Source organism: Vibrio sp. 10N.247.311.49 (assembly GCF_041467655.1).
GTDB lineage: Bacteria > Pseudomonadota > Gammaproteobacteria > Enterobacterales > Vibrionaceae > Vibrio > Vibrio crassostreae_C.
Genome location: NZ_JBFSVA010000028.1, coordinates 1 through 16567, shown reverse-complemented (window position 1 = coordinate 16567; position 16567 = coordinate 1). Strand labels below are relative to the sequence as shown.

14 protein-coding genes are annotated in these 16567 nt (G+C 44.7%); 12 read left to right on the top strand and 2 right to left on the bottom strand.

Annotated elements, in window-relative coordinates; all coding sequences use genetic code 11:
- Nucleotides 1–37 precede the first annotated feature (37 nt).
- The 3 genes from AB6E54_RS19915 (at nt 38) to AB6E54_RS19905 (ending at nt 3182) form a co-directional block, all read left to right on the top strand.
- The gene (locus AB6E54_RS19915; RefSeq protein WP_372106114.1) at nt 38–1576 is read left to right on the top strand and encodes a murein L,D-transpeptidase; all 1539 of its coding nucleotides are present in this window, start codon (nt 38–40) and stop codon (nt 1574–1576) included.
- 198 nt (nt 1577–1774) lie between these two features.
- A complete protein-coding gene (locus AB6E54_RS19910) occupies nt 1775–2323 on the top strand; it encodes a YcbK family protein (RefSeq protein WP_017066830.1) in 549 nt (182 codons plus the stop codon).
- 205 nt (nt 2324–2528) lie between these two features.
- Nucleotides 2529–3182, top strand: coding sequence for an MBL fold metallo-hydrolase (locus AB6E54_RS19905; RefSeq protein ID WP_017060954.1), 654 nt, complete (start codon nt 2529–2531; stop codon nt 3180–3182).
- Nucleotides 3183–3293: 111 nt separating this feature from the next.
- Here the strand turns inward: AB6E54_RS19905 and AB6E54_RS19900 are convergent, their stop codons facing one another.
- Nucleotides 3294–4094, bottom strand: a complete 801-nt coding sequence (locus tag AB6E54_RS19900; RefSeq protein ID WP_017060955.1) for a DUF2982 domain-containing protein — start codon at nt 4092–4094, stop codon at nt 3294–3296.
- A gap of 220 nt (nt 4095–4314) precedes the next feature.
- Between AB6E54_RS19900 and AB6E54_RS19895 the strand changes: the two genes are divergently transcribed.
- The 9 genes from AB6E54_RS19895 to AB6E54_RS19855 all read left to right on the top strand — a co-directional run bounded on the left by AB6E54_RS19895 (nt 4315) and on the right by AB6E54_RS19855 (nt 16285).
- A complete protein-coding gene (locus AB6E54_RS19895) occupies nt 4315–4707 on the top strand; it encodes a hypothetical protein (protein ID WP_017060956.1) in 393 nt (130 codons plus the stop codon).
- Nucleotides 4708–5260: 553 nt separating this feature from the next.
- Nucleotides 5261–6355: a TRAP transporter substrate-binding protein gene (locus AB6E54_RS19890; RefSeq protein ID WP_017060957.1), complete on the top strand. Its 1095-nt coding sequence runs from the start codon at nt 5261–5263 to the stop codon at nt 6353–6355.
- A gap of 197 nt (nt 6356–6552) precedes the next feature.
- A complete protein-coding gene (locus AB6E54_RS19885; protein ID WP_372106116.1) occupies nt 6553–7098 on the top strand; it encodes a TRAP transporter small permease subunit in 546 nt (181 codons plus the stop codon).
- Between the two features lie 9 nt (nt 7099–7107).
- Nucleotides 7108–8391: a TRAP transporter large permease subunit gene (locus AB6E54_RS19880; RefSeq protein ID WP_029235146.1), complete on the top strand. Its 1284-nt coding sequence runs from the start codon at nt 7108–7110 to the stop codon at nt 8389–8391.
- A gap of 104 nt (nt 8392–8495) precedes the next feature.
- Nucleotides 8496–9851 carry a cache domain-containing protein gene (locus AB6E54_RS19875; RefSeq protein ID WP_017070256.1) on the top strand — a complete coding sequence of 452 codons (1356 nt, stop codon included), beginning with the start codon at nt 8496–8498 and terminating at the stop codon, nt 9849–9851.
- Entirely contained in the window at nt 9844–10482 is a 639-nt protein-coding gene (locus AB6E54_RS19870; protein ID WP_017060961.1) for a response regulator transcription factor, read from the top strand. Before AB6E54_RS19875 ends, AB6E54_RS19870 begins: the two co-directional genes overlap by 8 nt.
- Before the next feature lie 169 nt (nt 10483–10651).
- Nucleotides 10652–12250, top strand: coding sequence for a BCCT family transporter (locus AB6E54_RS19865; protein WP_372106118.1), 1599 nt, complete (start codon nt 10652–10654; stop codon nt 12248–12250).
- A 256-nt stretch (nt 12251–12506) separates the two neighbouring features.
- Nucleotides 12507–14078, top strand: a complete 1572-nt coding sequence (locus AB6E54_RS19860; RefSeq protein ID WP_102332087.1) for a BCCT family transporter — start codon at nt 12507–12509, stop codon at nt 14076–14078.
- Nucleotides 14079–14401: 323 nt separating this feature from the next.
- Complete coding sequence (locus tag AB6E54_RS19855) at nt 14402–16285, top strand: methyl-accepting chemotaxis protein (protein ID WP_372106120.1); 1884 nt, start codon at nt 14402–14404, stop codon at nt 16283–16285.
- 71 nt (nt 16286–16356) lie between these two features.
- Here the strand turns inward: AB6E54_RS19855 and azu are convergent.
- Nucleotides 16357–16567, bottom strand: a 211-nt coding sequence (gene azu, locus AB6E54_RS19850; protein ID WP_372169003.1) for an azurin, incomplete at its 5' end; no start/stop codon positions are given.

The following is a 16567-nucleotide window of genomic DNA, read 5'->3' as shown; positions in this document are numbered from 1 at the left end:
TGCCATACTTATGGAATTGCTGGTGACGGAGTTAAGCATGTTAGCAAAATACTTCTGTGGATTATTGGTGTTAGTTTCCGTGCATGCATGGAGCTATGCGAGTTCTGACGAGAGCCGTTTCATTCCGGCGGAATCAGAACTCTCTTTCATGCTTATATATCCAGAGCTCACACAGAGTATCTATCAAGACACTTCTCTGCCTATCCTTTGGGATTCTCCTGAGCTGGTTAAAGCGTTTGAGTTCCAATTGTCGCTTCTTGAACAAGCGCAAATGGCACCACTCTTCGAGCGACAACTCAAGCAAATCCGTCACTATCAATCCCATGCTCAATGGCAAGAGTTGGACATATTACTTACCGATACTTTTATCTACTACCTGAGCTACGTTGAAAATGCGCCGCTTGCCGGTAAAGATTGGTACTTCTCGGGCAAGTTGCATTCCAAATTACCTGCGCCTTCTCCGCATATTCTGATGAGCTTAAAAAGCAGCGTTGCCAATGATTACTTATTGGAGATGGTGTTGTCTTACGCGCCGCCTGTTGGGGATTTTGACCAATTCAAAGCAACCTATTCGGTGTTAGAAACCGCCTCTGAACTCAATATTGAACGATATAGACAGAAAGGTTTGAAGCGCTTGGGTGACGAGCTTTCAGACAAGACGGTTCTTGTTGAGCGCATTGCTTTGGTTGGTGTTGATACCTCGATGATCGCGGTCGATTTTCCCAAGTTCGATCGAGATCTGCAAAAGGCGATTAAATCTTTCCAACGCATGCACGGTCTTACGGATGATGGGATCATCGGGCCAGACACGATCAAATGGATCAATATGGGCTTTGATGATCGACTTACTTCCCTAGCATTGAACGCCGAGCGTGCCCGCTTATGGCCAAGAAATAGAGACTCACTGATTGTGGTGAATGTACCTAGTTTTGATATGAAGTATTGGGAAGATGGGGAAGAGGTTTTTGAATCTAAAGTTGTGGTTGGGAGAAAATCGAGAAAAACACCACTCTTAGAGATAAAGCTTGATTCGGTTATCTTAAATCCGACTTGGAACGTGCCATGGAAAATCATGGTTAAAGATATCTTGCCTAAAGTAAAAGCCGACGAGAGTTATCTTGAAACACACAATTTTCAAGTGATCGATGGTTGGCGTTCGATGGAAACTGTCGATACTAACGAGATAGATTGGCAAACGATTAACTTTAACTCTTTTCCTTATCGAATGCGCCAGCAAGCAGGCTCTAGTAACGCATTGGGTTTGTATAAGTTCAATACGCCCAACAAGCGAGCCATCTATCTCCATGACACCCCAAGTAAAAGCTTGTTTAACGATGACTTCCGCGCCTATAGCTCTGGTTGTATTCGTGTTGAGCATGCCGAGGAACTCGCGGAGTTGTTATTTGCGACTAAGGTAAAGAAAGTGCCGAATCAGGATGATGAACTTGCGCCCAATACTAAGGTTCGTCTCAAGAAGCGAATTCCAGTGCATATCATTTATCAAACCGTGTTGTTTGAAGAAGGAGGCATACAATACCGCGGTGATATCTACCAATATGATAAAGAGGGCGGTTGATTGAAATATGGTCAAGAAAGGTGATCTTGACTGAAAAATGACAACCAAGCTTCTATTGATAAAATTATAATGAGTATCAATAACTAACCGTGCAAAGGTTACAAATACTAACGTTTTGCACGGTTTTTGTACGTTGACGCAGCAAATTCCATTATGTATCGTGCATTTTTCGTTCGATATAATTGGTTTTTTTGCTGTATGTCTCAAAGTTTATTTTCACGCCGTCAGTTTCTGACTTACGCTGGTGGTACTGCTGTAGTCGCCTCTCTTACTCCTTCTATCGCTTTCGCTTCATACCCGGATCAACCAAGAACGATTAGAATGAACAATCTTCACACTGGTGAACGATTAGAGACTTGTTATTTCGATGGCACTAACTATGTTGGTGACGAGATGGCACGCCTTAGCAAACTGTGCCGTGACTTCCGCCGCAATGAGATTCATCCAATGGATAAGAACCTGTTTGATCAGATCACTCAGATTCAAAATGTACTGGGTATTCAAAAAGAAGTTCAAATCATCTCTGGCTACCGCTCTCCAGCAACCAACGAAGCGTTGCGCTCTAAGTCGAGTGGTGTCGCTAAAAAGAGCTATCACATGCTTGGTAAAGCGATCGATTTTCGTATCGATGGTGTTGATTTAAAGGAACTGAGAGACGTAGCTAAAAGTCTGCAAGCAGGTGGTGTTGGTTATTACGCTCGTAGTAACTTCATCCACATTGATACTGGTCCAGTTCGCAGCTGGTAGAACTAAGCTGAGTTATTGAGTGATACGGTAGGCACTTGTCAAAGTAGACATCCAATGTCATAGTTTGCCCAAATTTCAGTTTGTTCTAATAATTCGGTTTATTGCTGCTCAGTTTGTTGCTGTTTAGTTTGTTATTGTTGGGTTTGTTGCCAATAACATAGCGATATTCGAGTTGTTCACCAGATTCGCTCTTTAAGGTTTGTATATGTCTCTTAAGTATCAAGTTGTACCTGTTACCTCTTTTTCTCAGAACTGCTCGATTGTGTGGTGTGATGAAACCATGGAAGGCATCGTTGTCGATCCGGGCGGTGATGTTCAACAACTCGCGGCTATTATTGAAGAACTCGGTGTTAAGGTTGTGAACTTGGTACTGACGCACGGTCACTTAGATCATGTTGGCGGTACGGTACCACTTGCTGAGATCTTGAAGGTTGAAATTGTGGGCCCGCATAAGGCAGACAACTTCTGGCTACAAGGTCTAGAGAATCAAAGTCAGATGTTTGGTTTCCCACTGTGTAAAGCTTTTGAACCAAACACTTGGTTAGAAGAGGGCGACAAAGTCACTTTTGGTAATCAAGTGATTGATGTGATTCACACGCCGGGCCACACGCCAGGTCACGTTGTACTGTTCAGTGAGCAAGCTCGTTTAGCGTTTGTGGGTGATGTGTTGTTTAACGGCGCAATTGGCCGTACTGACTTCCCACAAGGTGACTTCAATACGCTTATCGCTTCAATCAAGACTAAGCTTTGGCCACTAGGCAGTGACGTAACATTCGTTCCGGGCCATGGTCCTGAATCGACATTCGGTCGCGAGCGTGCATCAAACCCGTTCGTCGCAGATGAAATGCCTCTGTACTAATTAAATCTTTGATTTTCCAACCGATTATTTGTGTCGATTGATTGAAAATGAAGCTTAGCTTTTGTCCTGAAAGCTAAGCTTTTTTATTGTGTGTGAACTTACTGGTAAACCTTAATCAGAAAGACGTTCAGCGGCAGCCAAGTAGCGTCGAGCCAGCCCCACAAACTCTTCTCCACTCATATTCAAATCATGGGTTGATATGAAAATGTCATAACCGTGGAAGCCCCTTTGATATTTCATTCTGTTGGCAAGCATCGCCTGCAATCCAGAATAGTTTTTAATCACCGCGTTTGGACTGTTTGTCTCATTCGGTGAATCAAGGTTGTCCTGTGATTGGTTATCGTTGAAATTTACGTTGTCGGTATTCTGCGACTCTTTGTATTGGCTTAGTTCGACACAGCCACTTTCAGTACAACGCGCATGGTAATGCGATGAGTCGAGAACCATATCCTCAAAGTTGGACTCTTTGCCTGCTTGTTTGGCTCCTAAGTACAAAAGTGCTCGTTGGCTGAGCAATAATTCACAAGTTATTTTAGGGCAAATCGAATCGAGGTAGGGCGAGTAATCTTTTACTTTAATTCCGACCCAGGGCAGAGGTTGATGCCAACCATCTTGTTCATAAGTGCAAAGACCAATTTTTTGGATGTTACTCCATTTTAAAACCCAACCCCCTTTGTAAAAGTGCTGCTGAAAATGAGTCGGGGTAAGTGTGAACATCACTCGGCTGCGCAGCATCAAATAGTAGCCAGTTCCCAGAAGCGCAATACTGCAAAAAGCACCCACGATCAGTAACTTTGGATTGTCACTGTAGAGCGAAACGATCAAGCAAATGAAGCCTAAGATAATGGCGAGGATACGGTACGAGCGAGTGAATGAAGGCAAAGAGAAATTACTAAGGTGACGAGTGTCCATAGGTAACACCAAGTTTTCATATTTTTGTCTGGATGGATAACCAGTGTATATGACCCTGAATTGATAAGTCGATGTTTAAATAATAGACGCTAGTAGACAATATCGGTATTTTTCGTCGACTTTCGACGCTTCACTCTACAAATAGCTCCTGTTTTTTGGTATAAATCGCGCTTCAAATTTTCACCACTGCGAAAAGAGCAGTGAACTGGAGAAATATTCAATGAGACTTGCTCATAAGCGTAAGGTGCAGGCTAAACTGCAGAAACGCACTAAAGCGGCTGTAGTTAAAGCAGTGGCAACGCCGAAAAAAGCGAAGCCTGTCGCAGAGAAAGTTGTAGCAGAAAAAACTGTAGCAGCAAAACCAGCGGTAGAGAAAGCAGTAGCAGCAACTAAAGAAGTTGCAGTAGCACTGACTCCTAAGCAACAACAAGTTCTAGACATCGTTGTTAGCAATGCTGAAGGCATTAACCCTAAAGGTATCGGCCTAGAAGCTGGTCAAGAAGACGCGAAAGCAGCTTCATGGGCAACAGGCGCATTGAAAAAACTTCTTGAAGAAAACCTAGTAGCGAAAGAGCAGCTAGCAGGTAACAAGGTTATCTACAAAGCTATCTAATCCTGTGGGATTACATTCGCTTCGTTAAGTTTTTAAGCCTCGATTTTCGAGGCTTTTTTGTATCTGGCACATTATGCCAAGTCCGAGCCCAAATCCAAGCCTAAACCTAGGCTCTATAATCTCAATTCCAATTCGATATACGGCTTAACTGATTAGTGTTGTCTCGTGTCAGAGCTTCGAATCAGCAAGCACTAAATTAGGGCGTTAGCTAGGTAGATCAAGAGAGCAAAGCCTTGATTTTTTCCCCTAAAATACAGCAATGAATAGAGCTTCATCACGAAATGGCAATCAATTGTTAAGAGTATTTAATTATTAATACTTAGGTATTTATCAATACGCATTGCCTTGGTGAATATCCAAACTCCTTTGAAATCGACACTATTCAATCATCTCCTACGTAGTTCTACTTAATCCTTTGGTCTAATACGTAACTTTGTTAACGCCATGCGTGCGTGCTCTCCCTGATATCTTGTTGCCTCATCACGGTGCACTCTTATGTTGAATCATAAAAAATGCTCATAGAAAGAGTGTTAACCCAACAAAGGACGTGAACATGAGTCTCATTTCTAACTCCCTCACACGAGTTTTTAAAAACGTTGCAGTAACTGCTGCGGCTTGTTTAGCTTTGGTCGCTACTGGTGCTACAGCCGCTGATAAGGTTTACCGTTTAAAACTTGCGGAAACTTGGGGACCAAACTTCCCAGTTTTCGGTGATGCAACCAAAAACATGGCGGCGATGGCTGAGAAGATGTCGAATGGTCGACTGCAAATCAGAATCGATTCAGCAAACAAACACAAAGCACCTCTTGGCGTTTTTGACATGGTTAAGTCTGGTCAATACGACATGGGTCACTCAGGCTCTTACTACTGGAAAGGTAAAGTTCCAAACACTCTTTACTTCACTTCTATGCCTTTCGGTATGACGCCAGCAGAACAATACGCGTGGTTCTATCACGGTGGTGGTATGGAGTTAATGGAGCAGGTTTACTCTCCACATAACTTGATGTCTTTCCCTGGTGGTAACACGGATATCCAGATGGGGGGTTGGTTTCAAAAAGAGATCAACAGCGTTGAAGACCTACAAGGTCTGAAAATGCGAATCCCGGGCTTTGCAGGCGAGATTCTTGCTGAGCTAGGTGCTAAACCGACGAACATTGCCCCAGGTGAACTTTACACGTCTCTAGAGCGTCGCACGATTGATGCACTAGAGTGGGTAGGTCCATCGCTGGATTTACGAATGGGCTTCCACAAAATCGCGCCTTACTACTACACAGGTTGGCACGAGCCGGGTTCAGAGCTTCAATTCCTAGTGAACAAGCGTACATGGAACAAGCTGCCTGAAGACCTACAAGAAATCTTACGTGTTGCAATGCGTACTGCGGCTTACGACATGTACACACAAGCAACGCACGAAAGTGGTAAGAACTGGGTTTCAATGAAGACAGAATACCCAGATGTACAAGTGAAAGATTTCCCACCAGAGGTTATGTCTGCTCTGAAAGAAGCGAACGATCGCCTACTGGCTGCACATGCTGAGAAAGATGAGCTAGCAAAAGAGATTCAAGCTTCACAAGCAAGCTACCTAGAGCAAGTACGTTCATGGACGGATATTTCACATAGAGCTTATCTAAATAGCCAAGCGAAATAATCGACAGTTGTTGAACTGAATCTAAATGAACCCGAAGCTTTTCTTATTGAGTATTTAAGAGTGAATAAGCCGAGGGTTCATTTAAAACATAATAACTAAGCAGGATAAATCCTGTATTACGCTCAAGAACCTTTTCTACGTCCTACAGCTCGTTACCTCAGCTGCGCGATGTCTTTTCAAATTCCATGGAGTCGGGAATGCGAAGTCTAATTTATATTGAACGCCTGTTTAATCGTATCGGTGACGCACTGGGATGGCTTTCCAGTATGTTGTTTATTTTACTTATCGCCAACGTCGTGTATGACGTTGTCATGAGATATGCCTTCAACGATGTCTCTATCGCCTTCCAAGAGATGGAGTGGCACCTCTTCTCAGCCGTTTTCCTATTAGGTGTTCCTTATGCCATCAAGGCTGGTGGCCATGTTCGAGTTGACGTGTTCTATGAGCAACTGAGCTTTAAAGCACAAGCGATTATTGACCTGCTTGGCACGCTTATCTTTCTACTTCCGTTTTGCCTGCTGGTGGCTTGGTTTGGTATCGATGTTGCCAAAGAGAGTTATGAACTGGGTGAAACCTCAGGCGATCCCGGTGGCCTGCCGTATCGCTGGATCATCAAAGCTATGATCCCGCTGTCATTCTTTTTGATGGCACTTAGTGGCGTAGGTTTAATCCTGCATTCGCTGAACAAGATTTTTAATCCGCACCTTATCCATGCAAACAATACTCATACAAAGAATAAGTAGAGGCTGAACATGATTGGAATAGTAATGTTTTTCGTAGCCTTGTTTGCACTTTTACTTGGCTTCCCAGTGGCGTTTACCTTTGGTGGTATCGCGTTAATCTTTGGTGTTTGGGCTGAGGGCATTGAAATGTTTGCCTTCATGCCATATCGAATTCAATCCATTATGGAAAACACGGTTCTGATGGCCGTTCCATTGTTTGTTTTTATGGGGCTCGTTCTACAAAAGACCAAGCTTGCTGAGCAGTTGCTTGAGTCTATGGGGCGACTGTTTGGCGGCGTTCGTGGTGGTATCGCGATTTCAACCGTATTAGTAGGTTCACTACTTGCGGCTTCTACTGGCGTGGTTGGTGCTTCTGTTGTTGCTATGGGACTTATCTCCCTACCTGTAATGCTCAAGTACAATTACGACAAAGGCTTAGCCTGCGGCACTATTTGTGCGTCTGGTACGCTAGGGCAGATCATTCCACCCTCCATCGTATTGATTCTATTGGGTGATGTTCTAGGTGTTCCTGTAGGCGACTTGTTCCAAGCGGCGATTTGGCCGGGCGTGATGCTGGTCGGCGCGTACATCGTTTATATCTTGATATACGCAAAGCTACACCCTGAAGCGGCTCAACCTATTGAACGTGATGACTCCATCAGCCGTAAGCAGGAAGTGTTTAATGCACTGAAAGCGATTCTTCCGCCTCTAGCGTTAATCATTGTTGTACTGGGCTCTATCTTCGCAGGTGTTGCTACGCCAACAGAGTCAGCCGCATTAGGTGGCGCGGGTGCGATGATACTTGCACTGCTTTACGGTCAATTTAGTTGGTCGATGGTGTACGAGGCGTCGAAAGAGACGGTGAAAGTAACGGCGATGGTATTTGCTATCTTGTTGGGTGCAACGGCATTCTCAATGGCGTTTACCTACACTGGTGGCGACTATCTGGTTGAAGAGTGGATGCTACAACTGCCAGGTGAAAAATGGGGCTTCCTGATCATTACCATGCTGGTGATTCTGATTCTGGGTTTCTTCATCGACTTCGTAGAGATCTGTTTCATCATCGTGCCGATCATTGCGCCAGTTGCTGAACTGATGGGCATCAACATGACATGGTTCGCTATCCTTATTGCGATGAACCTACAAACTTCCTTCTTAACGCCGCCATTTGGTTTTAGTTTGTTCTATTTAAAAGGCGTAGCACCGAAAGGCGTGACGACTAAGGACATCTACCGAGGTGTGATGCCGTTCATTCTGATTCAAATCCTCGTACTTGGATCACTTCTCGCTTTCCCATCTTTCTATGGAATGTGAGTGAAGCCAAGAATGTGAATGATATGTTTCAACGGCTATCTATAAATTGCTAAAGTAAAACGGCTTATTGATGTTCAGTAAGCCGTTTTTTGTGAGGGAAAGGAATGCCTCTAAAAGCCAAGCTGATTTTGCTGACGTTGCTCCCGTTGCTGCTGGTAACGGCGAGTATTAGTTGGATCTCGCTGCACCAGACTAAGACGTTAGGCGCTAAAGAAGTCGAGATCTTTAGAGACAGCCTAATCAAGTCGCGTGAAAACGCCCTCAAAGACACGGTTGATCTCGCGTTCGACGCCATAGAACACGTCTATAACGATCCAAATATCCAAGAAGCCCAAGCCAAAAAAAAAGTTCGAACCATATTGTCTAAACTTAGATATGGCTCTGATGGGTACTTCTTCGCATACGATCGCCACGGGACCAACTTGGTTCATCCAATTCAGCCAGAATTGATAGGCCAAAACCTACTCCAACTGCAAGATGAAGATGGCGATTTTCTGATAGAGGCTCTGTTAAGAGAAGCGCAAACCGGAGGCGGGTTTCACCAGTATTTGTGGCAAAAGCCTTCGACGGGTGAGGTGGTGTCTAAGCTGAGCTACGCCGCTTGGTTAGAGCGTTGGGACTGGATGATTGGCACCGGCTTGTATATTGAAGACGTACACCAAGAAGTGGCTTCGATGCAGGCTGCGATTAACAACAATATTGAAACCACGTTCTTTTCGATTGTGGTGATTCTGAGTGTGACGGTTGCGGTCATTATCGTGCTGACCTTGGCCATTAACATGCATGAACATCGGATTGCTGATAACAACTTAAAGGAGCTGGCGCATAAGACGGTGATGTTCCAAGAAGACGAGAAGAAGCATCTAGCGCGTGAGTTGCATGATGGTATTAACCAATTATTAGTGTCGAGTCGTTGCCATTTGGAACTGCTCGGTAATAAGCTACAAAATGAAGACCTTAAAGCACATTTGAATAAGTCGCAGCATTCACTGATGCGAGCGATCGAAGAAGTGAGGCACATCTCGCATCAACTTCGTCCAAGTTCATTGGATGACATAGGCTTAGAAGCGGCATTGTCTTCATTACTGTTAGATTTTCAGGCGCACTCGGGCATAGAAGTCGAGACCATGTTTGCTACTCAACCTGGTAAGTTAAAATCAGAGGCGGCGACGACCCTATATCGAGTCGTGCAAGAGTCGCTGAATAATATAGAAAAACATGCACAAGCGACCAAAGTAACGGTTATCGCTCAGCAAATTGGTAATGTGTTGCAACTACTGATTCAAGATAACGGTGTCGGTTTCAACACCTATAAAGCGATGGAAAAACGAGGGATCGGGCTGCGTAACATGAGAGAGCGAGTGGAGTTCATCGGTGGTGACTTTGAATTGATGAGTGAGATTGGCCTCGGAACGGAAATTACAGTGTTACTGACACTAGAGGGATTAATGAATGAGTGAAGTTATTCGAGTTGTGATTGCTGATGATCACCAAGTGGTACTGGATGGCTTTATGGCGAGATTGGAACTCGAGCCAGATATTAGCGTGATAGGTACGGCCAGCAATGGACTAGAAGCGGTAGAGGTCGTTAAGTCTCTGCGCCCTGATGTGGTGTTGATGGATATCAGCATGCCTATCATGAATGGCATTGATGCCACCCATCTGATTAAAGAAGAAGACCCAGAAGCCAAGGTACTGATGCTGACCATGCATAACAACCGTGAATACATCATGAAGGTGATGCAGTCGGGTGCTGTCGGTTACATGTTGAAAGAGATTTCGGCTGAAAAAATGGTACAGGCAATCAAAACGGTCAATCAAGGATCGACCTATTTCTGTGAAAAAGTCACGCAGAATTTGTTTACTCAGCCGATTACTCCCACGCCATCTGTCAAGAATCCATTGAGCAGACGTGAAGAGGCTGTGCTGAAATTAGTCGCAAAAGGGGAGAGCAGTAAAGAGGTCGCAAAGGCGCTGAATATCAGCTATCGAACGGTAGAAACCCATAGGCAAAATATTAAGCATAAGCTCGATATTCACTCTACGGCAGAGCTTGCTAAATATGCGGTCAGCTCCGGGCTTGTGGACTGATCTTACGCTAAATAACGTTAAATGTGTAATTTAATTACTAAATGTGTAATTTACGCCTCCTTTATGGAGGTTTTTTTAGTATTTTTGCGACAGGTTGATATTCTTCTTTTCGAAATTTAAGCGCCGAATGCAATGTTGCAAACTGTGCGCTGCAAATTAGAGAGGAAGCATGGAGCCTGTAAAAGATAGGTATAGTATTGAAAATACCGATTATACAGTAGGACAAGATAACGTTCAGAAATGGGGTTTTGATGTTCATAACCCAGTATTTGGAATCAGTGCAGGGGCGATCATTATCTTCCTGTTGGCACTTCTAGTCGCAGACCCTGAAACCGCAAAAGCGGCGCTTGATGGAATCAAATGGAAAGTCATTGGTAACTTCGATGGTTTCTTCATGTGGGCAGCAAACATCTTCGTAATTTTCTGTTTTGCCCTCATTGTCTCCCCGTATGGCAAGATACGTATTGGTGGCAATGATGCCAAAGCAGAGCACTCAAACCTATCTTGGATGTCGATGTTATTCGCCGCAGGAATGGGTATTGGCTTAATGTTCTGGGGTGTTGCTGAGCCAGTAGCTTACTTCACTGGCTGGTATGAAACACCACTAGGTGTTGAAGCTTACTCTCCTGAAGCGGCGAAGTTGGCTCTTGGTGCAACCATCTACAACTGGGGTCTGCACGGTTGGGCGATTTACGCGGTTGTTGCTCTAGCGCTTGCCTTCTTCACCTTCAATAAAGGTTTACCTCTATCAATCCGCTCTATTTTCTACCCTATCTTGGGTGATAGAACTTGGGGTTGGTTTGGTCATATTGTTGATATCGTCGCTGTGCTTGCAACGCTATTTGGCCTTGCAACTTCATTGGGCTTAGGTGCTCAACAAGCGACCAGTGGTATTAACCATGTATTTGGTACCGATGGCGGTATTGGCATGCAGCTGATTGTTATCGCAGTGGTTACTTTCTTAGCGACAATGTCCGTGGTTCGTGGCATCAACGGTGGTGTAAAGCTTCTGAGTAATGTGAACATGCTGGTTGCTTTGGGCTTACTTATCTTCGTTACCATCGCTGGTGGCATGGCGGGTATTAAAGCAATCCCAACCGCGCTAATGGGCTACATTGAAAACTTCATTCCCTTAAGCAATCCTCACGGTCGTGATGACGCAACGTGGATGCAAGGTTGGACGGTATTCTACTGGGCGTGGTGGATGTCTTGGTCACCATTCGTAGGCATGTTCATCGCTCGTATCTCTAAAGGTCGAACGATTCGTGAATTCATCGTTGCTGTATTGTTCATCCCAACGACAGTAATCATCATCTGGATGGCTATTTTCGGTGGCATCGCGATTGATCAAGTGGCGAACAAGGTGGGCGAGATAGGCGTGAATGGTTTGCAAGATATTACGCTTTCTCTATTCCACACTTATGATGCGCTACCAATGAGTTCTATGCTTTCTGTAGTATCGATTGGTTTGATTATGGTGTTCTTCATCACCTCGTCAGATTCAGGCTCATTAGTTATCGACAGCATTACTTCTGGCGGTAAAGTTGATGCCCCTGTTCCTCAACGTGTATTTTGGGCGTTGATGGGCGGTGCGATTGCAGCCGTTCTATTGTGGGTTGGCGGTACGAAATCCATTCAAGCACTGCAAGCTGGAACGGTATCAATGGCGCTACCATTTGCGTTCATATTATTGCTTATGTGCCTAAGCTTATTGTTAGGTTTACGAACTGAAAATCAATTGGTTAAACACCGAAATGCTTTGAGTTGAAAGTAATATTGAATTAAAGGCCGACATGTTCGGATTTTTTTTCAACATTAATTTGAGTATTTACGTGAATATTGGATGAAAACCAAACGAACCGCTTCAGGTTTACTGAAAACAATAAGTTAACCTGCTAAACTTCAGACATCCAAGTATTTGAATTAATGTGACAACAGCTTGTGCTACTTGGATTGTAGGTTCGAGTTTGTGATTAGGTCACAGGTAAGTAAGGGATATTAGTAGTATTCCGTAGAGAGGGATAATGACTAAAGGTATAGATAAATACAGTATCGACAGTACCGATTACACTGTTGGTCAGGATAACGTCCAAAAATGGGGTTTCGACGTACATAACCCAGTATTTGGCATTAGTGCAGGTTTGATTGCTCTGTTTTTGATTGGTGTTCTGGTTACTGATACTGCATCAGCGAAGGCCGCACTGGATGGCGTTAAAGGGCAAATCATCAATTCATTCGATTGGCTGTTCATCTGGTCAGGCAATATTTTTGTAATCTTCTGCTTAGGCTTGATCGTTTCTCCGTTTGGTAAAATCCGCCTTGGTGGTGTTGATGCAACGGCAGATTACTCGTTCATGTCTTGGTTATCCATGTTGTTCGCAGCAGGTATGGGTATCGGATTGATGTTCTGGAGTGTGGCAGAGCCAGCGGCTTACTACACTGGTTGGTTTGAGACGCCACTTGGCGTAGAGCCGAACACACCAGAGGCGGCAAAACTGGCGCTGGGCGCAACCATGTATCACTGGGGGCTGCACCCTTGGGCTATTTATGGCGTGGTTGCTCTTTCGTTAGCATTCTTCTCTTACAACAAGGGATTGCCGCTTTCGATTCGTTCTATCTTTTACCCAATTTTAGGTGATAGAGCTTGGGGCTGGGCAGGTCACATTGTTGATATTCTTGCTGTACTTGCAACGCTATTTGGTCTGGCGACATCGTTAGGTCTTGGTGCACAACAAGCGGCAAGTGGTATTCAGCATGTATTCGGCATTGAAGCGGGCTTAGGTCTGCAAGTTATTGTGATTACAGCGGTGACTTTATTGGCGGTAGTATCAGTACTTCGTGGTATTGATGGTGGCGTTAAAGTTATCAGTAACATCAACATGTTGGTGGCTTTCCTACTGCTTATCTTAGTGGCTCTAATCGGCTACGCGGTGACTTTAGGTTCTATCCCAACGACATTGATGGCATACATTGAAAACATCATTCCGTTGAGTAACCCTCACGGTCGTGAAGATGAAACGTGGATGCACGGTTGGACTGTATTCTACTGGGCTTGGTGGATCTCATGGTCTCCATTCGTAGGTATGTTTATCGCACGTGTTTCTAAAGGTCGTACCGTTCGTGAGTTCATCACAGCAGTACTGATTGTACCGACTACAGTGACTATCATTTGGATGTCAGTATTCGGTGGCATGGCGATTGACCAAATCGTGAATAACGTTGGTATTCTTGGTCAAGACGGCCTAACAGATGTATCACTAGCAATGTTCCAAATGTTTGATGCACTGCCGTTCGGGACTCTGCTTTCAATCATTGCGGTTGTATTGGTTCTAGTATTCTTCATTACATCGTCTGACTCAGGCTCTCTAGTAATCGACAGCATCACCGCGGGTGGTAAAGTTGATACGCCTGTGCCTCAACGTGTGTTCTGGGCGTTCCTTGAAGGTGCGATTGCTGTGGCTCTATTGTGGGTTGGTGGTACTGAAGCAGTACAAGCTCTACAAGCGGGTGCAATCTCGACGGCATTACCATTTACCATCATTCTATTACTGATGTGTGTGAGCTTGCTAATGGGTATGCGTACAGAAAAACGCTAGGCTTTTTAAGCTGAAATCTACTGCAATTTATACGCAGTAGAACGGTAAACAATATGAAGGCAGAAGAGGAAACTCTTCTGCCTTTTTTGTTTCCTCTTTACCGTGTTTTCTTGTCTCTTTTAAGCATGTGAAGTGCGATAAAAATGTTAATAACCGTAGAGACAACACCGCCTTAAATTTGGCGATAAGCCAAGGATTTGACATTACTTAAGCTTATGGTTTGCTTAAAATTATATTCCAATATTAAATTGTGAAATCGCTCGAATTTAATACTAATATTGGGTAGTATGCGCGAGATTTCCCACCACTCGTGAAACTTTGACATGAAACTAACACTAAAGCAGAAGTTGATAGGCGCTAGCCTATCTGCTGTTGTCGCTATGGCTACAGCGTTGACTTGGTTGTCAGCAAACCAATTATTTGAACAGACTCGTAATGGCGTATACCTACGAGCTGAAAGCGTATCTGAAGCAGCATCTGAAGGTATTAAAAACTGGATTGATATCCGTACTGATATCGCATCAGCATTTAATGACTTTTCACGAGAGGATGATGTTGTTCCTTTCCTTAGACAAGCTCGTGTAGCGGGTGGCTTTGACGATATCTTTTTAGGTACTCCAGAAGGTGGAATGTACCGTTCACATCCTGAACGTAATCGTGCAGATTACGATCCTCGTCAACGTCCTTGGTACCAAGAAGCAAACGCTGCAGGTAAGCAAATCATTACTACGGCTTACCAAGATGCAATCACCAAAGCACTTCTAGTAACGATCGCAGAACCTGTTCGCCACAATGGCCAACTTGTTGGTGTTGTTGGTGCAGACGTACTGATCGACCAGTTGGTTAACGATGTAATCAGCCTTGATGTTGGTGACAACGCTTACGCAATGCTAATTGATGCCTCTGACGGCACATTCCTAGCACACCCAGATTCAGCACTAAGCTTGAAGCCGGTAAGCCAGCTTTCAAACGATATCTCTATGCCTATCATCGAAAACGCAGTGCGTACGGGTAGCATCGAGATCATCAAAGAGCGCGGCGCAGACAAGCTGCTTTACTTCACGAAGGTGCCTAACACTAACTGGATCTTCGCGGTTCAGATGGACAAAGCAACAGAAGAAGCGAACCACTCAACGCTACTTACTCAGCTGATCATCACTGCTGTCGTTATTACGCTCATCGTAATCGTACTCGTGTCTTGGTTAGTAAGCTTCCTATTCCGCGACCTAAACCGCGTTTCAGCAGCACTTGAAGAAATTGCTTCAGGTGAGGGCGATCTTACTCAACGCCTTGAGCCTAAGAGCGACGACGAAATTGGTCAGCTTGCAGCAAACTTCAACCGCTTTGTGGGTAACATGCACACCATGGTGATCAAGCTAAGCGAAGTATCTGCTGCGCTAGGCAACCAAGCACGTCAAACGGCTTCTCAAGCTGAAGAACGTAGTGCTCGTATCCAAATGCAACAAGACGAGATCAACATGGTAGCAACAGCCGTTAACGAAATGGCTGCAGCAACACAAGAGATCGCAGGTAACGCAGACCACACTGCACAGAACTCATCTGAAGCGGTTGGCGCGTGTGAGCACGGTACTGGTCAAGTGACACAGACTCAAAGCTCTATCCAAAACCTTGCTCAAGAAGTTCAAATCGCAACTAACGTGATTCTCGAGCTTGAAGAGCACGGCAACAGCATCAACGCTATCTTGTCTAACATTCAAGGTATTGCAGAACAAACGAACCTACTTGCACTTAACGCCGCTATTGAAGCAGCACGTGCCGGTGAGCAAGGTCGTGGTTTCGCAGTAGTAGCGGATGAAGTTCGAGTTCTGAGCCAACGTACACACGGTTCAACGCAAGAAATTCAACAAACGATTGAGTTGCTGCAAGGTACAACAGGCAAAGCGGTTAACATCATGAACGATAGCCGTACACTTGCTGAAACCAGTGTTGATGACGCGAACTCAGCGGCTGCAAGCCTAACGCAAATCCATGCTGCTGTTGAACGCATCAGTGACATGGCAACACAGATTGCTTCTGCTGCAGAAGAGCAAGCGTCAGTAACGTCTGAGATTACTCGTAACACTGAAGGAATCCGTGACGTATCTAACGAGCTAGCAGACGAAGCACACCAAGCTGCAGAGCAAGCTGCGCAGCTTTCTGAACTGTCTCACGAGCTAGAAAGCGAAATCAGCCGCTTCAAGCTGTAATCGAAGCCAATATAACAAAGCCCCGACTTAGGTTGGGGCTTTGATGTATCTGTACCATCTAGACTAACGAGTTATTTAAACTCAAACTTGCCCTTCATGATTGCCCAGTGGCCCGGGAATGAACATAGGAAAGAGTAGTCGCCACCGGCTGTCATTTTCTCTGTGCTGAAAGTGATTGAGGTTGACTCGCCACCACCGATAACACGAGTGAAGGCGTAAACGCGGCTGTCGTCAGGTTTTACGTAGTTATTGTCGATACCTGCCGACATACCATCGATACCT